Origin of the sequence: Nocardia coffeae, assembly GCF_019890715.1 — a bacterium.
Classification (GTDB): Bacteria; Actinomycetota; Actinomycetes; order Mycobacteriales; family Mycobacteriaceae; genus Nocardia; species Nocardia jiangxiensis.
On sequence record NZ_JAINZY010000014.1, the window covers coordinates 105,339 to 130,226 of the forward strand.

The 24,888-nt window shown below is 66.5% G+C and carries 6 protein-coding genes and 1 pseudogene; 5 read left to right on the top strand and 2 right to left on the bottom strand.

What is annotated here, in order from left to right:
* Positions 1–134: 134 nt before the first annotated feature.
* The 5 genes from K7711_RS36730 to K7711_RS36750 all read left to right on the top strand — a co-directional run bounded on the left by K7711_RS36730 (position 135) and on the right by K7711_RS36750 (position 5,373).
* A complete protein-coding gene (locus K7711_RS36730) occupies positions 135–980 on the top strand; it encodes an alpha/beta fold hydrolase (RefSeq protein WP_222975678.1) in 846 nt (281 codons plus the stop codon).
* Positions 977–1,858, top strand: coding sequence for an alpha/beta fold hydrolase (locus K7711_RS36735; RefSeq protein ID WP_222975680.1), 882 nt, complete (start codon positions 977–979; stop codon positions 1,856–1,858). The genes K7711_RS36730 and K7711_RS36735 overlap by 4 nt, the downstream gene beginning before the upstream one ends.
* A gap of 37 nt (positions 1,859–1,895) precedes the next feature.
* Positions 1,896–2,588: a TetR/AcrR family transcriptional regulator gene (locus K7711_RS36740; RefSeq protein WP_308015118.1), complete on the top strand. Its 693-nt coding sequence runs from the start codon at positions 1,896–1,898 to the stop codon at positions 2,586–2,588.
* 162 nt (positions 2,589–2,750) lie between these two features.
* The gene (locus K7711_RS36745) at positions 2,751–4,022 is read left to right on the top strand and encodes a diguanylate cyclase domain-containing protein (protein ID WP_222975682.1); all 1,272 of its coding nucleotides are present in this window, start codon (positions 2,751–2,753) and stop codon (positions 4,020–4,022) included.
* A 172-nt stretch (positions 4,023–4,194) separates the two neighbouring features.
* Entirely contained in the window at positions 4,195–5,373 is a 1,179-nt protein-coding gene (locus K7711_RS36750) for a hypothetical protein (RefSeq protein ID WP_222975684.1), read from the top strand.
* A gap of 44 nt (positions 5,374–5,417) precedes the next feature.
* Here K7711_RS36750 and K7711_RS36755 read toward each other — a convergent pair.
* Positions 5,418–14,942 (bottom strand): annotated as a pseudogene (locus tag K7711_RS36755) (SDR family NAD(P)-dependent oxidoreductase); the annotation flags it as partial.
* 13 nt (positions 14,943–14,955) lie between these two features.
* Entirely contained in the window at positions 14,956–24,885 is a 9,930-nt protein-coding gene (locus K7711_RS48020; protein WP_443678114.1) for a type I polyketide synthase, read from the bottom strand.
* Between the last annotated feature and the right edge of the window lie 3 nt (positions 24,886–24,888).

The window sequence follows — 24,888 nt, forward strand, 5'->3', positions numbered from 1 at the left end:
GATTAGGCCGAGTCGCGCCGGACCGCGAGCGACCTATCCTCACCCCCGGGGACGCCCCCGCACCGAGGCGCCGAGTCGGCCGATCCCCGCAGCGCTTGACAGGCCGGAGAAATATCGGCAACACTGTTCCCATTATGGTCGAGCGTAGCGATGCCGATGCCGATTCGAAGTTCACTGCCGTCGATGACCTGCGTATTCACTACAAGCGCAGCGGTCGCGGCCCGACGCTGGTCCTGCTGCACGGCAGTGGATCTTCCCTGTACCACTTCGATCGGGTGGCCGAACTGCTGGCCGGATCGTTCGACATCATCCGCCCCGACCTACCCGGCTTCGGCCGCACCGGACCGCGCCCGGATCGCGACTACCGGATACCGGCCTACGCCTCGACGATCGCGCGCTTCGTCGAAGTCCTGGGGGTCGAGCACTACTCGGTGCTGGGCAATTCGCTCGGCGGCAACATCGCCTGGAACATGGCCTTGGACCACCCCGAACGCTCGACCGCGCTGATCCTGGCGAACGCGACCGGATATCCGGAGAAGACCGTTCCCGGCGCGATGCGCCTGGCGCGCAACCCGTTGCTTCGGCCACTGCTTCGACACTGGAGTCCACGCTCGGCCGTCGAACGAGGTTTGCGGTCGTCGGTGGGTCCGGGCTCGACGATCGTCGACGACGCGATGATCGATCGCGCGTACCGGTTGCTGAGCCTGCCCGGAAACCGTTCGGCATTCGTCGATCTCGCCAATACCGACCAACCCGACCGCAGCACCGAAATCCCGCGGATATCGGTGCCCACCCTCGTCTTGCGCAGCGCGAGCATCGATGGACAGCATTTCGCTCGCGACATCGCCGACAGCCGCGAGTTGATCCATCCCGACGGCGGACACCTGCTGCCCGAAGAGCAACCGGAGTGGGTCGCCGACGCCGTCGCGGATTTCCTCGATGCCCGCGCCGCCGGGAACCGAGCGGACGATGCGCGATGAGATACTTCGTGGCATCCGGCGAGGACCGACGCCTCGACCCCGCAACCCGAAAGCAGTTGCGGGGCAGCTTCATCGAACTCCCCTCGGGAATCACACACTACGAACTGAGCGGACCGGCGCAGGGCCGGGTGGTCGTTCTGGTCGGCGGGCTCACCATTCCCCTGTTCTATTGGGATGAGGTTCTTCCCGCACTGCACGCACGTGGATTACGCACTCTGACCTACAGCCTGTACGGACGCGGCTACTCCGACCGCGTGGCGGGCGCATACGACGAGGCGTTCTTCGTTCGTCAGCTGACCGAGCTGACCGATGCGCTCGACCTGGGCGAGGGTGGGCACCTCGTGGGGACGTCGATGGGGGCCTTGATCGCCATGGCCTTCCTGAACCGGCATCCGGAATCCATGTCGACGCTCAGCCTGATCGGACCGGCCGGGCTCGGACCCCGGTCGCCGTTGCAGCAGGCATCGTTCCGCAGCAATGTGCTGACCACCTTGGTTGCCAAGCACTTCGGGCAACGGATCCTGGCACGGCATCTGGGACACAACGTGAGCGATCCCCGACGGGCGGAGGACCTCGCCGAGATGGTCCGCCCCTGTTACCGCTTCCGCGGCTCGATGTACTCGCTGTTCGCCGCACTCCGGAACTTCGAGCTCTACGACCGGGCCGAGTTGTACGAACGGACCGGTCGTCTGGATGTCCCCAAGATGTTGATGTGGGGCACGGACGACCGGGTGACACCGATCAGCAGCCTCGACGACGTCCGCCGGATGCTTCGCCCGGCCGAGTGCCGGGTGTTCCAGGACTGCGGCCACATGGCCCCGTACGAACGTCCCGCCGAGGTCGGCGACCAGCTGGCCGAATTCCTCACATCCGCATAGATCTCGGCACGTCGGCGCGGTTCGTCATACTGACCGTGTGACCACGGCGCCCCGCAACTCCCGGACGGACGAATCACCGCCTCGGCGTGGTCCGGGCCGCCCGGCCGTTCCGCTGGACCGCATCATCGCCACCGCGTTGCGCATCGTCGACGAACAGGGTGCGGACGCGCTGACCATGCGCTCACTCGCACAAGCACTGGACTCGGGCACCTCGACGCTCTACCGACACTTCGTCAACCGCGACGAACTGGTCGCTCAGGTCGTGGACCGGGCGTTCGGGGAAGCAGCGCTCGCCCCCGACCAGCTCGGCCCGCCGGGCTGGCAGGAGGCGTGCCGCGTGCAGGCGCGCACCATGTTCGACGCGCTGGCGCGGCACCGCAATCTGGCGCCGCTGCTGGTACAGCAGGTGGTCACCGGGCCGAACGCCATGCTCATCCGCGAACGGAGCATCGCGAACCTGCTCGACAACGGCTTCGCACCGCACCTGGCCGCCCGCTCGTATGCGACCATCGCCCGCTACATCCTGGGCTTCGCCATCCAACTCGCCGGTCAGGCCGAGTCCGAGGACGACCCGGAGCAAGCCGCGGCCCTGCGCGCGGCCGACCCCACTCGCTACCCGGCCACCGCCGAGGTCAGCGGCTCCCTTCCGGTCCCGCTCGAGGACGAATTCGACTTCGGCCTGGAGTTGCTGCTCACCGGCCTGAGCCAGCTGCGCGACAACCAGCGGTGAACCCGAATCTACTTGCCGCGGAAACGGCTTCGCCCGCGTCGTAGCCGGTTGTAGCTGCCACCGACGCGAGCACAGCTGTTCTTTCGTATGCTGAGTGATAGCGAAGGGGAGGGGCGTCGGTGCTGGACCGGAGGGTCCAGGGATGGAGGAAGGTCCTCGCGGATGGACGGTCGCGAGGTTGCCGACACGGCGCGGGACTGGTCGGCAGCTCTGATCGATTGCGGTGGCGTGTCGACCCCTGTGCCGCACGACATTCGCCAGTTGACGGCACGATGGATCGTCGAACTGGAAGCTGCCCTGTCGGCCGAACCGTTCGACCCGTCACCCGCGTACCGGATCGGGGGCGAGATGGTCCGGTCCAACCTGACGGGCCCCAGCATGATGGGCCCGACCGCCACCGCACTGATCAGTTTGCTGGAGCGGTCACAGCGGCCCGATCAGGTACAGCGGTTCGGCACCCTCCTGGGCGAGCTGGGCAGCGGCTACGCCACCGAACTGTCGAAGGTCTGCATGCAGAGCCAGGAGGCGGCCGACCAGCGCTTCCGCGTGGTATTCGACAACGCCGCGGTGGCCATCGCGCTCTACGACAGCAACGGCATCACGCTCGAAGCCAATCCCACCACGGCCCGGATGGTCGGTATGGCCCCGGAGGACCTGCCGGGGGTGGCCGGTCTGGACCTGATGCACCCCGAGGACCGCGACAAACTCCGTCAGGTGGTCGTCGAGCTGTACACGCGCAGACAGGGCACGGTGCATTTCGAAGGCCGCTTCTGTCGCCCGGACGGCTCCGTCTGCTGGGGTGCGTGGACGATGACGCTGGTGCGCGGCGCGGGCGGACGCGACCTGCGCCTGCTGGCCGTCGGGGAGGACATCACCGAGCGACGCGCCCTGCAGGAGAAACTGTGGTGGCAGGCCCGTCACGACCCGCTGACCGGTTTGCCGAACCGGCACAGCCTGCTCGAGAAGTTGGAGACCATCGTCGCGGAGGCGCACCCCGCCGATCAGATCGGTTTGTGCTTTCTCGATCTCGACGAGTTCAAGCTGATCAACGACCGCTACGGGCACCGCACCGGAGACAGCGTGCTGGCCGAGATCGGCCGACGGCTCGACGCGGCTCTGACCTCGCCGAAGGTGACGCTGGCTCGCATCGGCGGAGACGAGTTCATCGCGCTGCTGGCACCGCCCTGCGATGAGGAGGCGGCCCACGCGGCCGCCGAAACCATGCTCGAGACGCTGCGAGACCCGATTGCGGTCGGTCTCAGCGATCCGTTGTCGATGTCGGCCAGTATCGGCGCCGTCGTCACCTCGGTGGTCGGCGCGAATGCCGAGAAGCTGTTGGACGAAGCCGACACCGGCCTGTACCACGCCAAGGCCGCCGGCCGCGGCACCTGGGTGCTGCACCGCACCGACGACGACCCCGAGACCGGGCAGTAGGCCCGTCGCCGGCCGGGAGCGGGGCAAACTCGGTGTCCCCGAGGCGATCCCGGTGGCCGCCCCGGACGAGCACGGAAACTTGGCCGGTCGGCTCATGATCGGTAGATTTGACGTCCTATGCCCGGGGCGGGGAGCGTGCCGCCGTCCGACACCACGAGATTCCGGGAAGCCTATGCGACAGTCCAGCGAAGTCGATCTGCCCACTTGGATCTCCTACGGGGAGTTCGGCGAACGCTTCGTCGCGCATGCGGTGACGCCCGCGCGCATCGAAGCGGCCGTATCCAGCCTGGCCGGGCGGATCGAGATGGGCCCGTTCGCCGTCGGGCCGGGCAAGCTCGCGCGGGTATGGGTCCGGGGTGAGATCGGAACGCCGACGATCACCCGCACCGGGTCCGAAGTCGTCTTCGCAGTGCGCATTCCGGTGCGGCTGGAGCTGACCGTCACGCTGGGCGGGCGCGAGGTGCAGCTGGAGGCGACGGTCGACATCAACCTGACGCTGCACGCGCGCACAGCCGACCCGCTGCTGGTGGTCATCGATATCCCGCCGGTCACCAAACGAGACGTCAGCCCGCCGATCATCCGGGCCGGCGCCGTCGACGCCGAGGCCGAAGTACTCCTGGAACCGACCGCGAAAATGGTCCGCAAAGAGGTCGCCGACCGGCTCAACGTCCTGCTCGGCCAGGCCCAGGCCCGGCGGGCCCGAATATTCGACATCGAGGCGATCACCGCGGGCGAGCCCGCCGAACCCGCGGATCTCACGAACGTCGACTGGATCGATTACGCGGAGTTCGGCCGCCGCTTCCTGCCGCGCATCGTGACGCCCGCGCGGGTGCGCGCGGTGGCCGAGAGCCTGTCGGGACGGGTCATCGAAGTGGATTCGATGCGCACCGGCCCGCGCGACGCGGCCGAGGTGACGGCACGGGGCGTCATCCGATTGCCCCGGGTCACCGAGCGAACCGACGCGGACACGGTCGCCTTCGACATGGTCGTCCCGGTCACGCTGGACGTCGTCGTGGATGTGCGCAAGGCCGATCACTACCACGCCGAGGTGGAGATTCCGCTGGTCCTGATGACGCGCACGGCCGCTCCGCTGCTCATCGTGATCGATGTGGAGCAGCCGCACAGCACGCAGATCGACGTCCAGCTGCGAGCCGACGGATTGCGGGCGCGCACGCTCGGCGTGATCGGCAAGATGCGTCGCCGGATCGCCGCCCAGGTGTCCGAGGCGGTGAGCCGGCACCTGGCCGACCCCTCGATCCGCACCGTGGATGTCGCGGCCCGGCTCGACGCGACTCGCATTCACGAGCTGGGCGAGCCGGGCGGCTCCGCCGAGGTTTCCCGAGTCGGCTAGCTCGGATTCACCACGATCGACAGATCGTCGAGCAGGTGGTCGGCCAACTCGGTCGTCGTGGGGTACTCGAAGACCAGTCCGGGCGGCAGTGGTTGTCCTAGCGCCGCGCCCAGGCTGTTCTGTAGTTCCACCGCGCCCATGGAATCCAGGCCCAGATCCTCGAACGGATAGTCCGGGTCGATATCGTCCGGACCGGCGAAGCCCAGGACGACGGCGGCCTTGCCGCGGATCATCTCGATCAGCTCGGATCGGCGTTCGGCCGGGGACAGCTCGTCGATATTCGTCCGGACGGCCGCACGCCGGGTGTCGACCTGTCGGCGCAGAGGCGTCGGGGCGAGCGTGCGGAGCAGCGGAAATACCTCGGTGCCGGAGTCCAGGGCACGCAACTCGAGGCGTGCCGGGGCCAGACACGGCCGGTCGATGCCCAGCGTGGCGTCGAACAACGCCAACGCTTCCTGCGAGGACATCGAGGCCAGGCCGCCGCGACCGATCCGGGCCATGTCCCGTGCACCGAGATGTCCGGTCATGCCGCTGGCCTGAGCCCACAATCCCCAGGCCAGGGAGACCGCCGCGGAGCCCTGTGCCCGGCGATGGGTGGCCAAGGCGTCGAGGAAGGCGTTCGCTGCGGCGTAGTTGGCCTGTCCCGGCGAGCCCACGATGCCTGCCATGGACGAAAACAGCACGAACACAGGGAGATTCAGCTCGAGAGTCAACTCGTGCAGATTCCAGGCGCCATCCACCTTCGCGCGCAGAACAGTGTCGACGCGCTCGGGTGTCAACGAACCGAACACCGCATCGTCGACCACCCCGGCCGTGTGAATCACCGCCTTCAGCGGAGCCTCGGTAGGAATGTCGGCCAACAACTGCGCCAGCGCATCCCGATCGGCCACATCACACGGCACCACGCGCACCCGCGCACCCGACTCGGCCAGTTCCGCGATCAGTTCGGACACACCGTCGGCTTCGATACCACTCCGGCTGGCCAGCAACAGATTCCGAACACCGTGCTCGGCAACCACATGCCGGGCGATCGCCGCACCGGCCATACCGGTACCACCGGTGATCAACACCGTGCCGACAGGGTCGAAACTCGCTGCGGGCCTGTTCGATTCAACGGTCACCCGCGCCATCCGCGCAGTGTGCACAGTTCCCGATCGGACGACGACCTGCGATTCCCCGGCTGCCAGGATCGTGGCCGCATCGACATCGGAATCGGTGTCCGCCAACACGATCCGACCAGGATTCTCGGTCTGCGCCGACCGCACCAAACCCCACACGGCCGCACCAGCCAGATCCCTGACGTCCTCGCCCGGCAAGGCCACCGCACCATGGGTCATCACGATCAATATGCCCGAAACGGACTGCGCCAACCATGATTGCACCGCCGCCAACACCCGATGGGTGAGGTCGTGGACATCGCCTACTGCTTCACTTCCCGATGTGCTCGCCTCGAAGACCACCACCGGCGCAGCCGCATCCGGGATGACATCGGCGGCTACGACGCCCGGCGACCAGACCACCTCGAACACATTGTCCGCACCGGTCCCGGACAATGCCGCCGCCGCACGCAACTCCTCGGCCGCCACCGGACGCATCGTCACCGACCGCACCGACAACACCGCAAGGCCCTCGCCATCAACCAATTCCAGCGATACCGCGTCGGCACCGGCGGGGCTGATCCGTACCCGCACCGTATCCGCGCCTCCCGCATGCAGGCACACGCCTGCCCAATCGGAGGGCAGGGCGATCTCTCCCCCATCGGTAGCGGCGATCGCAGCGTGCAGCGCCCCGTCCAGGATCACCGGATGCACGCCGAAGCCGGCTACCCGGACACCGGTATCCGCGGGAACAGCGACCTCGGCGAACAGGTCCGAACCTCGCTGCCACATCGCCCGCAGCCCTCGGAACGCCGGGCCGTACGCGTACCCCTGCGCGGTCAACCGGGCATAAGTATCGACGACATCGATCTCGACGGCATCCACCGGAGGCCACACCGACAGGTTCGAGCCGTCGGGCGCAAAACCCTTGGGGCCCAATATCCCCTCGGCGTGCAACACCCAACCGGAACTCTCACCTCGTCGCGAGTACACCGATACCGTCCGCTGCCCGGCGTCGCCACCGGGCCCGACCGCGACCTGTACCTGGACCGCTCCCTCGGCCGGTAGCACAAGCGGCTCTCGCAGCCGCAATTCTTCGACGACGCCGCAACCGACCTCGTCACCGGCACGAACGACCAGTTCCACCAACCCGGCACTCGGGAACACCACCGCACCGGCCACCACATGATCGGCCAGCCACGGCTGCACCGCCCGTGACAACCGCCCGGTCAGCAGGACTCCACCGGTATCCGGCTGCTCCACCACCGCACCCAGCAATCCGTGTCCGGCCTCACCCACACCGAGTCGACCCGCATCACCACTCGCGACCGAACTCGACAACCAGAACCGCCGACGCTGAAACGCGTACGACGGCAGCGGAATACGACGAGCACCCGTCCCGTCGAACAGGCCACCCCACGCTACGCCCGCCACCACAGAACGACCCAGCGCGAGCATCAGTGATTCCGGCTCCGCTCGTCCTTTCCGGAGGACGGGGATCGTCAGGGCAACGTCGGGAGACGAGAGTGACTCCTCGATCGATGCCACGAGTCCGCCGGTCGGCCCCACCTCGACGAATCGGGTCACACCGGCCGACTCCAGGAACCGCACGCTGTCGGCGAACCGCACCGTCTCCCGGACGTGCCGGGTCCAGTACCGCGCCGAGCCGAAGTCCGTATCGCTCTGCCTCGCAGTGAGATTCGATATGATCGGTATCTCCGGTTCGGCGATCGTGACGGATTCGGCAATCGCACCGAATTCGGCGAGCATCGGTTCCATCGACGGGGAATGGAACGCATGCGACACCGACAGGCGGTGAATTCTGCGGCCCTGTTCGCCCCACCGATCCGCGATGGTGTGCACCGCCGGTTCGGCGCCGGAGATCACCACCGATCGCGGGCCGTTGACGGCGGCGACGGCGACGCCATCGATCAGCGAGGATCGGATCTCGTCCTCGTCGGCCTGCACCGCGATCATCGCTCCGCCCTCCGGCAGGGCCTGCATCAATCGTCCCCGCGCGACGACCAGCGCGGCCGCATCGGGCAGCGACAACGCACCCGCCACATGGGCCGCGCTCAACTCGCCCACCGAGTGGCCCAGCACGAAATCCGGCCGCAGCCCCCACTGCCACAGCAGCCGGAACAGCGCCACCTCGACCGCGAACAGCGCCGGTTGCGCGAATTCCGTGCTGTTCAACAGCTCTTCGTCAGAGCCCCAGAGGATTTCGCGCAACGGCCGGTCCAGATATTTGTCCAGCACGTCGACCACGGCATCGAATGCCTCGACGAAGGCCGGGAAACTCGCGTACAGGTCCGCGCCCATGCCGAGCCATTGCGCGCCTTGGCCGGGGAAGACGAACGCCGTCCTGCCCGCGGTGTCGGCGCGGCCGTGCACCACGTTCCGGCCGGGTGCGCCCTCGATCAGTTCGGTCAGCCCACGGATCAACTCGTCGCGATCGCTGCCGACCACGACGGCCCGATGCTCGAACATCGAGCGGCCCGCCAGGGAGAGACCGATATCGGACACGTCCGAGTCCGGACGTTGCCGCACATACTCCAGCAGCCGGTTCGCCTGCCCCGTCAATGCTTCGGCCGATTTCCCCGACAGCACCCACGGCACCACGGGCAACCGCACGCCCTCGGGTTCGGGCTGGTCGGAGGCGTCGGGCGCCTGTTCCAGGATCACGTGCGCGTTGGTGCCGCTGATCCCGAACGAGGAAACGCCCGCACGGCGTGGCGCACCCGTATCCGGCCATGCCCGGGACTCGCTCAACAGCGAGACCGCCCCCGAGGCCCAATCCACATGCGGGCTGGGCACATCCACGTGCAGTGTCCGCGGCAGCATCCCGTGCCGCAACGCCTGCACCATCTTGATAACACCCGCCACACCCGCAGCCGCCTGCGTGTGACCGATATTCGACTTCACCGACCCCAGCAGCAACGACCGACCGTCACGACGATCCCGCCCATAGGTCGCCGACAATGCTTGTGCCTCGATGGGATCGCCCAGGGTCGTGCCGGTGCCGTGTGCCTCGACCGCATCCACATCCGCCGCGGACAAACCCGCATTGGCCAACGCAGCCCGGATCACCCGCTGCTGCGAGGGGCCGTTCGGCGCGGTCAAACCATTCGACGCACCATCCTGATTCAACGCCGAACCCCGTACCACCGCCAGGATTTCATGCCCCAGCCGCCGCGCATCCGACAACCGCTCGACCACCAGCACACCAGCACCCTCGGCGAACCCCATGCCGTCGGCGGACTCGGCGAACGCCTTGCAGCGTCCGTCCGGGGACAACACCCGTTGCCGACTGAACTCCGGAAAGACTGCAGGCGTGGACAATACGGTGACGCCGCCGGCCAAGGCCAGATCGCACTCACCCAGCCGCAACGACTGCACGGCCAGGTGCAACGCCACGAGAGAGGAGGAACACGCCGTATCCACCGATACCGCAGGACCTTCCAGACCCAACACATACGCCACCCGACCCGACGCCACACTCGACGCCGAGCCGATCATTCGATAGCCCTCACCGTCGGTCGAGGCGGCCCCGTACGCCTGGTTGATGATGCCGGTGAAGACGCCGGTGGAGGTGCCGCGCAGCTGCTGCGGATCAATTCCGGCATGCTCCAACGCCTCCCACGACACCTCCAGCAACAGCCGCTGCTGCGGATCCATCGCCGTCGCCTCGGTCGGCGAGATCCCGAAGAAGGCCGCATCGAATCCGGCCACGTCATCGAGGAATCCCCCCGCCCGGGTATACGACCTGCCCACCGCATCCGGATCCGGATCGAACAACCCCGCTACATCCCAGCCGCGGTCCTCCGGGAACCCGGACACCACATCCCCGCCCCCGAAGACCAACTCCCACAGGCGATCCACGGAATCCACACCGCCCGCGAACCGGCATCCCGAACCCACGATCGCGATCGGCTCGTCGACCACCGGACGAACCGGCGACTCTCGCTGTCCCTGATCCCGAACCCCCACGATCTCGCCCAGGATGTGGCGAGCGAGCGCGGCGGGCGTCGGGTAGTCGAAGATGAGCGTGGACGACAAGGCCAGTCCGGTCGCGGCCTTCAGCCGGTTTCCGAACTCGATCGCGGTCAACGATCGGAATCCCAAGTCCTGGAAGGTGATAGCCGGGTCGATGTCATCGGGGCCGGGATGGCCGAGGACGACGGCGGTGTGCGACCGGACAGTCCGCGACACCACGGCGCGCTGCTCGTCCTCGGTCAATCCGCGCAGCCGTCGCGTCAGCACGGACTCCTCGTCATCGGCCGAGCGGCCAGGCGCGATGCGGACCAGATCCGCGAACAACGGCGGGACGACACCCGCGACCGCCTGGGAACGAATCCCGGCGGGATCGATGCGCGCCGGTGCCAGACAAGGGCGATCGATGCGCAATGCGGCGTCGAACAACCCGAGCGCTTCCCGTGACGACATCGCCACCAGGCCACCGCGGTTCATCCGGGCCAGGTCCTCGGCACGCAGTCGCGCGGTCATGCCGCTCGTGTCCGCCCACAATCCCCAGGCCAGCGACACCGCCGCCGAACCGTGTGCTCGGCGGTGCGTCGCCAAGGCGTCCAGGAACGTGTTCGCCGCGGCGTAGTTGGCCTGTCCGGCGGAGCCCACGATGCCCGCCATCGACGAAAACAGCACGAACACAGGGAGATTCAGCTCGCGAGTCAACTCGTGCAGGTTCCAGGCGCCATCCACCTTCGCGCGCAGGACCGTATCGACACGCTCGGGCGTCAACGAACCGATCACCGCGTCGTCGAGCAGCCCCGCCGCGTGGATCACGGCCATCAGCGGAGCTTCGGCGGGAATGTCGGCCAACAACTGCGCCAACGCATTCCGATCAGCCACATCACAGGCCGACACCCGCACCCGCGCACCCGATTCGGTCAGCTCCGCGACCAGGTCATCGGCTCCATCCGCCTGCACGCCACGGCGACTCACCAACACCACGTTCCGAACACCATGCTCGGTGACCACATGCCGGGCGATCGCCGCACCGGCCATACCGGTGCCACCGGTGATCAGCACCGTGCCCGCCGGATCGAAACTCGCTGCGGTCGAGAACGATTCAGCGTTGGTGGTGCGCGATTCAATGGGCACGCCCACGAGCCGGGCGATGTACGCAGCTCCCGAGCGGACCAGTATCTGCGGCTCGCCCACCGCCAGGATCGCGGCTGCGTCGAGGTCGGAATCGGTGTCCACCAGCACGATCCGACCGGGATTCTCCGACTGCGCCGAGCGAATCAGCCCCCACACCGCCGCACCCGCCAGATCGGTGACATCCGCACCCGGCAACGCCACCGCACCGCGCGTCACAACCAGCAGGACGCCCGAAACCTCCTGCGCCAACCACGATTGCACTACAGCGAACACCCGACGAGCGAGATCGTGGGCATCCGCCACCACTTCGCCACCGAACGCCCCCACCTCCAACACCACCACATCCGGAGTCGCCTCACCCCTCGACTTCGAGGCCGCCGCAGCCGGAGTGATCCTGCGCTGTTCGAATACCTCCCAGGGCAGCGTCGTCAATTCCGTGGTCCGCTCGCCCACCTCGGGGGCACGCAACCACTGCAGCTCGAACATGTTGTCCGGGGCGACCTCGGCGAGAGCGGAATCAGGATGATCGATCGCCGCATCCGGCACCATGGCCCCGGCCGAACCCGCGCCGCCGCCTGCCAGCCAGTAGCGGCGCCGTTGAAAAGCGTACGACGGCAACGGGACACGACGAGCCCTCGACGCCGCGCACACCGAGCTCCACTCGACCCCCATACCGCGCACATAAGTCTGTGCGACAGAGATCAAAAAACGATCCAGCCCACCCTCACCACGCCCCAGCGACGGAACAACCAACGCCCCAGCATCTTCGACGCACTCACCGACCGTGTCCTGCACGCCGCCGACCAGCACCGGATGCGGGCTGGATTCGACGAACACGCGATATCCCTGCGCGCACGCCGCACGCACGGCAGCCTCGAACTCCACTGTCTGCCGGATGTTGCGATACCAGTACTCGCCGTCCAGAACCGCTGTATCGCAGAGGCTTCCGGTGACCGTGGAGAAGAACGCCACCTCCGACGAACGCGGCTCGAGGTCGGACAATACCTTCACCAAGTCGTCTCGGATGGCCTCGACCTGACTCGAGTGCGACGCGTAATCCACGTCGATCTGCCGCGCACGAACGTCGCGAATCTCGCACTCCACCAACAGCTCTCCGAGCGCGACCGGACTACCCGATACCACGACCGCCGAACGACCGTTGACCGCGGCGACACTCAGCGCAGCACCCCAGGCTTTCATCAGATCGCGAGCCTGCTCGACATCACAAGCCAGCGAGACCATTCCGCCCGCACCCGACAACGCCACCAACAGCCGACTACGCAACGCGACTACGCGAGCCGCATCCCGCAACGACAACGCCCCCGCCACATACGCCGCAGCAATCTCACCCTGCGAATGACCGATCACCGCATCCGGACGAACACCCACCGACCGCCACAACTCAGCTAGCGACACCATCACCGCGAACAGCACCGGCTGCACCACATCGACGCGATCCAGCCCCGGCGCGCCCTCCGCCCCGCGCAACACATCGATCAAAGACCAATCCACGAACTCCGAAAGCGCTGCGGCACAAGCATTCATCTGCTCGGCGAACACAGGCGAGCTATCCAGCAGAGCCACACCCATACCCAGCCACTGCGACCCTTGACCGGGAAACACGAACACCGTGCCGCCCGACGTGTCGGCGCGACCGTGCACCACATTCCGCCCAGGCTCCCCCTCGACCAACCCCGTCAGCCCACGGATCAACTCGTCACGATCACCACCGACCACCACCGCCCGATGTCCGAACACCGACCGGCCGACCAGCGAGAAACCGATGTCGTCCGCAGCCACCTCCGGATGCCGGCGCGCGTACTCCAACAACCGGCCTGCCTGCCCGGCCAACGCGTCCGCCGACTTGCCCGACAGCACCCACGGCAGCACCGGCAGACCCGACTCACCGGATTCGGCCTCGGCGACCACAGCACGAGTGCCGGAAACCCCGCCACCGGATCCCACGCCACCGGACGCCACATCATCGGGCGCCTGTTCCAGAATCACGTGCGCATTCGTCCCGCTGATCCCGAACGACGAAATCCCCACTCTGCGTGGCGCTCCCGTAACCGGCCACGCCCGAGACTCGGTCAGTAGCGAGACCGCCCCCGAGGCCCAATCCACATGCGGGCTCGGCACATCCACGTGCAGTGTCTGTGGCAACACCCCGTGCCGCAGACACTGCACCATCTTGATCACACCGGCCACACCCGCAGCCGCCTGTGTGTGACCGATATTCGACTTGACCGACCCGAGCAGCAGCGGGCGACCATCGCTGCGGCCTTGCCCGTAGGTCTCCAACAACGCCTGCGCCTCAATGGGATCGCCCAGAGTCGTGCCGGTACCGTGCGCCTCGACCGCATCCACATCCGCCGCGGACAAACCCGCATTGGCCAACGCAGCCCGGATCACCCGCTGCTGCGAGGGGCCGTTCGGCGCGGTCAAACCATTCGACGCACCATCCTGATTCAACGCCGAACCCCGGACCACCGCCAGGATTTCGTGCCCATGCCGCCGCGCATCCGACAACCGCTCGACCACCAGCACACCAGCACCCTCAGCGAATCCGGTGCCATCCGCTGCCCCCGCGAACGCCTTACACCGCCCATCCACCGACACGCCCCGCTGCCGACTGAATTCCGAGAACACACTCGGCGTGGCCATCACCGTCACACCGCCGGCCAATGCCAGATCGCATTCTCCCGACCGCAACGACTGCACCGCCAGATGCAACGCCACCAATGACGACGAACACGCCGTATCCACCGATACCGCAGGGCCTTCCAACCCCAGCACATAGGCCACCCGACCGGACACCACACTCGATATCTGCCCGGTCGCCGTGAAACCCTCCGACTCCACGCCGTAGCCCTGCGCGATCACGCCGGTGAAGACCCCGGTCGAGGAGCTGCGCAGCTTCAGCGGATCAATCCCGGCGTACTCCAACGCCTCCCACGACACCTCCAACAACAACCGCTGCTGCGGGTCCATCGTCATCGCCTCGGCAGGAGAAATCCCGAAGAACGCCGCATCGAATCCGGCCACGTCATCGAGAAACCCACCCGCACGCGTATGCGACCTACCCACCGCATCCGGATCCGGATCGAACAACCCCGCTGTATCCCAACCCCGATCCCCCGGAAAGTCCGATACCGCGTCGCCGCCGCGAAATACCAATTCCCACAGATCATTCGCGGACGCCACACCGCCGGGAAACCGGCACCCCGAACCCACGATCGCGATCGGCTCGGACGAACGCTCGACAAGCGTCTTGTTCTGTTGCTTCAACCGCTCGATCTGAATGAGCGCCTTGCGCAACGCCTCGGTCGCCTGCTCGAGCTTCGTAGTCATGCGGTCTCCCAATTCATCGGTCGTCCTGATCACCGAGAGCGACAGTGAGAAGGTCGTCCAAGCTCATATCGACGAGATCTTCTTCGCTGTGAGTCGAGGTACTCTCGTCGTCCTGCGCATTCGCCAGCCGGAGCAAGGTATCCAGAACTCCCGACCGGCGAAGCTCATCGATCGGTATGGACGAGATCAGGCGCTGAATTTCCGCGTCCGGAGATCCATCCGCATCCGTCTTCCGAGGCGATCCGACATCGAACTTCTGCCGCATGTAGCGGGCGAGAGTCGCGGGTGTCGGATAATCGAATACGAGTGTGGACGACAGAGCCAGTCCCGTCATCGCCTTCAGCCGATTACGCAGCTCGACCGCAGACAATGAATCGAACCCCGCGTCGCGAAAAGCCGTGTCGGGGGCGACATCACCGGGGTCGCTGTACCCCAGCACCACGGCGGCCTGCGAACGCACCATCTGCAACAGCAGCGTGTGCTGTTCTTCCTCGGCCAGCCCGCGCAACTGTTGCACCAGAGACGAAACCGGCTCCGCGGCGCCATTATCCACCGATCTCCGGATCGGTCCGCGGACCAGGCCCTCGAACAGCGGCGCGGGTACACCTGCCCGGGAACTCATTCCCGCCAGGTCGAAGCGCGCCGGTACGAGGCAGGGGCGATCGACGCGTAATGCGCTGTCGAACAACGCGACTGCCTCCTGCGAGGACATCGCGGCCAGGCCGCCGCGCTGCATCCGGGAGACATCCTGCGCCTGTAGATGTCCGGTCATGCCGCTGGCCTGCGCCCACAATCCCCACGCCAACGACACCGCCGCCGACCCCTCCGCCCGACGATGTGCGGCCAGCCCGTCCAGGAAGGTGTTCGCCGCGGCATAATTCGCCTGTCCGGGCGTTCCCACGGTGCCCGCTACCGACGAAAACAGCACGAACGCCGGAAGACTCGTCGCCCGGGTCAGCTCGTGCAGATTCCACGCACCGTCGACCTTCGCACGCAACACCCGGTCCACCTGCTCGGCGGTCAACGACTCGAGCACCGCATCGTCGAGCACCCCGGCAGCATGGATCACGGCCGTCAGCGGAGCCTCGGCAGGAATGTCGGCCAGCAACTGCGCCAACGCATCCCGATCGGCCACATCACATGCCGCGACACGCACCTGCCCACCCGACCGGGACAGCTCCGTCACCAGATCATCCGCCCCATCGGCCCGCATGCCACGTCGGCCGACCAACAACAGATTTCGCGCACCATGTTCGGCTACCACATGTCTGGCCATCGCCGAACCGGCCATACCGGTGCCGCCCGTGATCAACACCGTGCCCGCCGCGAACGCTCCGGGCATCCGCAGCACGAGTTTGCCGGTATGCCGGGCCTGACCGAGGTGTCGGTAGGCATCCGGGGCGCGCCGCACATCCCAGGTGGTCACCGGCAGTGGTCGCAAGACCCCGGCCTCGAACCACTCCACCAGATCGGCCAGCATCCGCTGTATCCGTTCGGGATCCACCTCGAACAGATCGAACGCGCGATAACGCACTCCCCGATACCGCTCGGCAATCGCCTCCGCATCGCGGATATCGGTCTTCCCCATCTCCAGGAAACGTCCCCCGCGCGGCAGCAACCGCAACGACGCGTCGACGAACTCACCGGCCAGCGAATCCAGCACCACGTCCACACCGCTGCCCGCGGTGCCGGTCAGGAATTTCCGTTCGAACTCGAGCGTCCGCGAACTCGCGATGTGGTCCTCGTCGAAACCCGTCGCCCGCAACGTATCCCACTTGCCGGGGCTCGCCGTGGCGAAAACTTCCAGCCCCCAGTGCCTGGCCAACTGGACCGCCGCCATGCCCACGCCGCCGGTCGCGGCATGCACCAGCAACGATTCCCCGGCCCGCACATCGCCCAGATCCGCCAACGCGTAATAAGCGGTCAGGAACGCCACCGATACTCCGGCGGCCTCGGCGAAGGACCACCCGCCGGGTATCACCGCCACCATGCGCTGATCGGCGATCACCCGCGGACCGACCCCGATGAGCACACCCATCACCCGGTCGCCCACCGCGAGACCGGTTACCGCGGAACCGATCTCGACGATCACCCCGGCGCCTTCACTCCCCGGCACGGCATCCCGGGTCGGGTACATGTCCAGCGCAATCAGTACGTCGCGGAAATTCATTCCGGCCGCATGTACCGCGACCCGCACCTGACCGGGCTCGAGCGGAGCATCGGCCGGCGGGAAGGCTTCCAGCGCAAGGTTCTCCAGCGTGCCCTTCTCGGCAATACCCAACCGCCAGGGCTGATCCTCGGGCGGCGTCAACATGTCGTCGGCGACCGTCGCCGCGAGCCGGGCAGTGTGCGCTATTCCGTTGCGCACCAGCACCTGTGGCTCTCCAACCGCCAGAATCGCAGCCGCATCGACACCGGAGTCGGTGTCCACCAAGACTATTCGCCCCGGATTCTCGGTTTGAGCTGATCGCACCAACCCCCACACCGCCGCGCCCGCCAGATCAGTGACATCCTCACCCGGCAACGCCATCGCACCAGACGTGGCCACAATCAGCCTGCCGGAAACATCCTGTGCCAGAAACGATTTAACTACATCCAAGATTCGATGTACCGCGTCGTGGACATCGGCCACCACGGCGTCCCGCGACCCGGCCACTTCCAAAACCACCGCATCCGGAACAACCAGATCCCGGACGACATCCTCACCCACCACATCCGATGCAACCGGTTCCATAGCGGTGTCTCGGGCACGCTGCACATCGGAGGCCGCCGTGGGGCCAACCACATCCCGAACGCCGTCTGTAGCCATCCGATCCGATGTGGTCGCATCCGCCGCCCGATCCGGACCGACCGTACTCCGGACCCCTCCGACACTTACCGCATCGTGCGTCGCCGCATCCGGGATGCCGGTCTGCTGCGCGAATGCCCTCCAAGACAACGTCGTTACCGCAGGGGCGGGCTCATCGGTGGCATGTACCGGCGACCACAGCACCTCGAACATATTGTCCGTGCCGGTTCCGAGATGGCCTCTTGCCGCCGCGCGAAGTTGCTGAGCCGTCACCGGACGCATTGCCACCGACCGTGCGGACAACACCGGAAGTTCGGCGCTGTCGACCAATTCCAGCGATACCGCGCCGCCTTCGGCCGGGGCGAGCCGCACCCGTGCAGCACCTGCTCCCGATGCGTGCAGCGATACGCCCTCCCAGGCGAACGGCAACGTGGTTTCGCCCGGACCGGCGGCGATCACCGCAGCGTGCAGGGCCGCATCCAGCAACATCGGGTGGACTCCGAAACCGGTGACGTCCACACCCGCGTCGGCGGGCGCGGCGACCTCGGCGAACAGTTCCGCACCGCGCTGCCACATCGCCCGGAGCCCTCGGAATGCCGGGCCGTACTCGTATCCCCGGCCGGTCAACCGCGCATAGGCATCGGACAGGTCGACCGGGACCGCGTCGACCGGTGGCCACACCGACAGATCCGGCACGTCCGGTACTCCGTCACCGGCACGCAGCGTTCCCTCCGCGTGCAAGGTCCAGCCGGAGTCGCCTCGGCGCGAGTACACCGATACCGTCCGCTGTCCGGCCTCGTCGTCGCCGCCGACGACAACCTGTACCTGAATCACGTCCTCGGCCGGTAGTACCAGCGGCGCGCGCAGGATCAGTTCCTCGACCACACCGCAACCGACCTCGTCACCGGCTCGAACGACCAGTTCCACGAATCCGGCCCCTGGGAACACCACCACGCCGGACACCGCATGATCGGCCAGCCATGGCTGGTCCGCCAGCGACAGCCGCCCGGTCAGCGCGACTCCACCGGTGCCGGGTTGCTCCACCACCGCACCGAGCAGGGCATGCCCGGTCTCCCCCACACCGAACCGACTCGCGTCACCGGTCGCAGACGAACTCGACAACCAGAACCGACGCCGCTGAAATGCGTACGTCGGCAAGGGGATACGGCGAACGTCGGCGCGCTCGAACATCGAATCCCATTCGACGCTCACACCACGCACATGAGCCTGTGCGACGGATATCAGGAACCGATCGAACCCGCCGTCACCACGCCCGAGCGACGGAATGACCACCGCGCCAGCGCTTTCGATGAATTCACCGGCCGTGTCCTCGATACCGGCGATCAGCACCGGATGCGGGCTGGATTCGACGAAGACCCGGTACCCCTGCTCACAGGCCGCACGAACCGCGGTCTCGAACTCGACCGTCTGCCGAATGTTGCGATACCAGTATTCGCCATCCAAAGTCGCAGTGTCGCAGAGATTTCCAGTGACCGTCGAGAAGAACGCGACGTCCGAGGTACGCGGCTCGATTCCCGACAATGCCTCCGCGAGCCCGTCCCGAATCGCCTCGACCTGAGGCGAATGGGATGCGTAGTCGACGTCGATACGCCGAGCGCGGATGTCGCTGCGCTCGCAGTGAATCAGCAACTCCTCCAATGCGGTCGGCGCACCCGACACCACGACCGCCGAACGACCGTTGACCGCAGCGACACTCAACGAGTCGGCCCAGTCCGCCATCACATCGCGAGCCTGCTCGACATCGCAAGCGAGAGAGACCATTCCACCAGCACCCGACAACGCCACCAGCAGCCGACTACGCAACGCCACCACACGAGCCGCATCACGCAACGACAACGCCCCTGCTACATAAGCCGCCGCGATCTCCCCCTGCGAATGACCGATCACCGCATTCGGACGAACACCCACCGACCGCCACAACTCAGCCAACGACACCATCACCGCGAACAACACCGGCTGCACCACATCAACACGGTCCAACCCCGGCGCACCGTCAGTGCCACGCAACACATCGATCAAGGACCAGTCCACGAACTCCGAAAGCGCTGCGGCACAGGCATTGATCTGCTCGGCGAACACAGTCGAGCTGTCCAGCAGAGCCACACCCATACCCAGCCACTGCGACCCTTGACCGGGGAACACGAACACCGTCTTCCCCACAGAATCAGCGCGGCCATGCACCACCTTCCGGTCGGGTTCACCCTCGACCAACCCGGTCAACCCACGGATCAACTCGTCAATATCACCACCGACCACCACCGCCCGATGCTCGAACACCGACCGAGACACCAACGAGAAGCCGACATCCGACGCATCCAACCCCGGACGATCCCGCACATACCCCAACAACCGACTCGCCTGCCCCACAAGCGCTTCAGTCGACTTCCCCGACAAGACCCACGGCATCACCGGCAGTCCCGCAGCAGCAGAAACACCGTCGGCTGCGCCACCCCCAGCCGCGGCACCAGCAGCACCCTCAAGGGACACATCACCATCGGATTCGATACGCAGGCGCGCGACAGGACCAGCTGCTTCGCCGACACGCACTGCACTACCGGCAACTTCGCCAACGGGCCCAACACGATCAGGTCTGTCGCCAACGTGCACAACACTGTCGGATGCGTCACCAATCGGTGCGGCAGCACTGGTAGCGTCCCCGACGGATTCGACACCATTGGCACTGTCAGGCTCGGCCTCAACGCGGACGACACTGTCAGGTGAGATACCAACGGGCACATCGCTATTTGCAGCGACATCGACCAGCGCACGGTTGGTTCGACAGGGTGCCGGTTCGGGGGGCGCCTGCTCCAGGATCACGTGCGCGTTGGTGCCGCTGATCCCGAACGACGATATGCCCGCGCGGCGTGGCGTACCCGCATCGGGCCATTCTCGGGACTCGGTCAGCAGCGAGACCGCGCCGGACGACCAATCCACATGGGGGCTGGGCACATCCACGTGCAGGGTCCGGGGCAACATCCCGTGGCGCAGGGCCTGCACCATCTTGATCACACCGGCTATTCCCGCCGCTGCCTGCGTGTGGCCGATATTCGACTTCACCGATCCCAACCACACCGGCCGTGCGTCGACACGGTCGCGCCCGTAGGTCGCCAACAAGGCTTGTGCCTCGATGGGATCGCCCAACCTGGTGCCCGTCCCGTGTGCCTCGACCGCGTCCACATCCGCCGCGGACAAACCCGCATTGGCCAACGCGGCCCGGATCACCCGCTGCTGTGACGGGCCGTTCGGCGCGGTCAACCCGTTGGACGCGCCGTCCTGGTTGATCGCCGATCCCCGTACCACCGCGAGGATTTCGTGCCCGAGCCGCTGCGCATCCGACAACCGCTCGACCACCAGCACACCAGCGCCTTCAGCGAATCCGGTACCGTCCGCAGCTCCCGCGAACGCCTTACACCGCCCATCCACCGACAACCCGCGCTGGCGACTGAACTCGGTGTAGATCCTCGGTGTGGCCATGACGGTGACGCCACCGGCCAACGCCAGATCGCACTCACCCAGCCGCAACGACTGCACCGCCAGATGCAACGCCACGAGAGACGACGAACACGCCGTATCCACCGACACCGCAGGACCTTCCAGACCCAACACGTACGCCACCCGACCCGACGCCACACTCGAGGTCTGTCCGGTGCCGGAGTAGTCCTCGGATTCGGCGGCCGCCGCCTGCGTGCCGTAGCCCTGTGCGATCAGACCGGTGAACACTCCGGTCGGCGTGCCGCGCAACCGCAGCGGATCAATTCCGCCGTGCTCCAACGCTTCCCACGACACCTCCAACAACAGCCGCTGCTGTGGATCCATCACCGTCGCCTCACGCGGACCGATTCCGAAGAATGCCGCGTCGAATCCGGCCGCATCGTCGAGGAATCCGCCCGCCCGCGTGTACGACTTACCGACCGCATCCGGGTCCGGATCGAACAGCCCCGCCAGATCCCAACCGCGGTCGAGCGGGAATCGGGACACGACATCCTCGCCGCGAGATACCAACTCCCACAGATCATCCGGTGAGGCGACCCCGCCCGGAAACCGGCACCCCGCCCCCACGATCGCAATCGGTTCATCGACTACGGCCCGCAGCGGCGATTCCAGCTGCCCCCGACCCCGCATTCCCACGATCTCCTCCCGCACGTGGCGAGCGAGCATCGCGGGCGTCGGATAATCGAATACCAGTGTGGAGGACAGTGCCAGCCCGGTCGCGGCCTCGAGCCGATGCCGCAGTTCGACCGCCGACAGCGAGTCGAATCCCATGTCACGGAAGACCGTATCCGGGTCGATATCACCGGGACCGTCGTGCCCCAGCACCACGGCAACCTGGGATCGGACAATCTGCGACAGCACGGTGAGCTGTTCGTCCTCCGCCAGCCCGCGCAACCGCTGCGCCAGCGCGGAGACCGGTTTCACAACGTCCTCGGACGGCTCGACGACCGAACTCGACCGAGCTTCGTACCGCCCAGCTCGATCAGGCGCAGCGGATCCCGTCAACCAGTACCGACGCCGCTGAAATGCATACGTCGGCAAGGGAATACGACGAGCACCCGAGCCCGCGAGCATCTCACGCCATGCCACCCTCACACCACGCACATGAGCCTGCGAGACGGACATCAGGAACCGATCGAGTCCGCCATCACCACGCCCCAGCGACGGAACAACAACCGAACCGGCATCTTCGACGCATTCAGCGACGGTGTCCTCGATACCGGCGATCAACACCGGATGCGGGCTCGACTCGACGAACACCCGATACCCCTGCCCGCACGCCGCACGCACAGCAGCCTCGAACTCGACCGTCTGCCGAATGTTGCGATACCAGTACTCGCCATCCAAACTCGCAGTGTCACAGAGGTTTCCAGTGACCGTGGAGAAGAACGCCACCTCCGACGAACGCGGCTCGAGGTCGGACAACACCTTCACCAAGTCGTCCCGGACGGCCTCGACCCGAGACGAATGCGACGCGTAGTCCACGTCGATACGCCGAGCACGGATGTCGCTGCGCTCGCAGTGAATCAGCAACTCCTCCAATGCGGTCGGCGCACCCGACACCACCACCGCCGAAGGACCATTCACCGCGGCGACACTCAACGCAGCACCCCAACCAGCCACCAGATCGCGCACCCGCTGGACATCACCAGCGAGAGAGACCATCCCACCCGCACCCGACAACGCCACCAACAGCCGACCCCGCAACGCGACTACGCGAGCCGCATCCCGCAACGACAACGCACCCGCGACATACGCCGCAGCAATCTCCCCCTGCGAATGACCGATCACCGCATCCGGCCGGACACCCACCGACCGCCACAACCCAGCCAACGACACCATCACCGCGAACAACACCGGCTGCACCACATCAACACGATCCAGCCCCGGCGCACCCTCCGCCCCGCGCAACACATCGATCAAAGACCAATCCACGAACTCCGAAAGCGCTGCGGCACAAGCATTCATCTGCTCGGCGAACACCGGAGAACCATCCAGCAACTCCACCCCCATACCCACCCACTGCGACCCCTGCCCCGGAAACACGAACACCGTCCTGCCCCCAGCACCAGCCCGCCCGTACACCACATTCCGCCCAGGCTCCCCCTCGACCAACCCGGCCAACCCACGGATCAACTCGTCACGATCACCACCGACCACCACCGCCCGATGCTCGAACACCGACCGAGACACCAGCGAAAACGCCACGTCGGAAACATCCAACTCCGGACGATCCCGCACATGCCCCAACAACCGGTTCGCCTGCCCCACAAGCGCTTCGCCCGACTTCCCGGACAATACCCACGGCACCACAGCCGACCCCACACCCGCCGAAACACCATCGGACGCCGAATCCTCGCGTACCGAGCCCCCTACCTCACACTCGTCGACAGACGACAACACCACATGGCAATTCGAGCCGCCCATACCGAACGAACTCACACCGGCAATCCGCGCAGCACCATCGCCCCAGGCCCTCGACACGTCGCTGACCCGCAGACCGAGAGAATCCGGATCGATCTCGGAGCGCGGTGCACGATAGTTCAGGCTCGCCGGAATCTTCCGGTGTCGAACAGCCAGAACGGTTTTCAGAAGACCGGCGATACCGGCGGCGCCGAGCAGATGACCGATATTCGTCTTGACCGAACCGACCAGCAACGGGTCATCCGCCGGCCGCGGACCGAATACCGCACCGAGCGCCGCCGCTTCCACCGGGTCACCGACCTTGGTACCGGTCCCGTGCAATTCGACGTAATGCGCGGAGCGCGGGTCCATTCGCGCATCCTGATACGCACGCCGCAGGACATCGATCTGCCCTGCCACGGTGGGCACCGCAATGCCGCCCCGACCTTCGCCACCGTGTCCGGCCGCACTTCCGCGAACGACCGCCAGAATATCGTCACCGTCCGCAATGGCATCCGGCAGACTTTTCAGCAATACGAGCCCCGCACCTTCGCCCCGGACATATCCGTCCGCGCGGGAATCGAACGTGAAACACCGTCCCTGCTCCGAAAGACCGCCGAAATGCGACTCGATATCCTCGGCCGCCGAATCGAGATTGAGATGCACACCACCGGCAATGGCCAGCACGGATTCACCGGACGCAATACTCCGGCATGCCAGATGCACCGCCATCAACGACGAGGACTGACCACAATCCACCGTCAGACTCGGACCGCGCAGCCGCATGAAATACGAAACACGATCGGCGATCATCCCGCGACTCGTACCCGTATGCGAATAGCGATCGAATACCGCCGCATCGCCGTTCCGCGTCATATTCGCATAATCATCGCCCATCGCACCGATGAATACCCCGACCCGCGAGCCGCCGAGAGAATCGGCGTCGACACCGGAACTCTCGACGAGATTCCAGGAAAGCTCGAGAACGACCCGCTGCCGAGGATCCATGGCCGCCGCTTCCCTCGGCGGAATACCGAAGAAGTCGGCGTCGAATTCCTCGACGTCCCGGAGAAATCTCCCCGACAGCCCGCGGGCGGACGATCGCGCCTGGTCCGACGGCCGGACCAGGCCCGTCGTCGTAGCGACCTCGACCGCGTTGTTCAGCAGATCCCAGTACTCGTCCAGGGTCTGCGCACCGGGGAACCTGCACGCGGCTCCCACGATCGCCACATCTGCCACGAC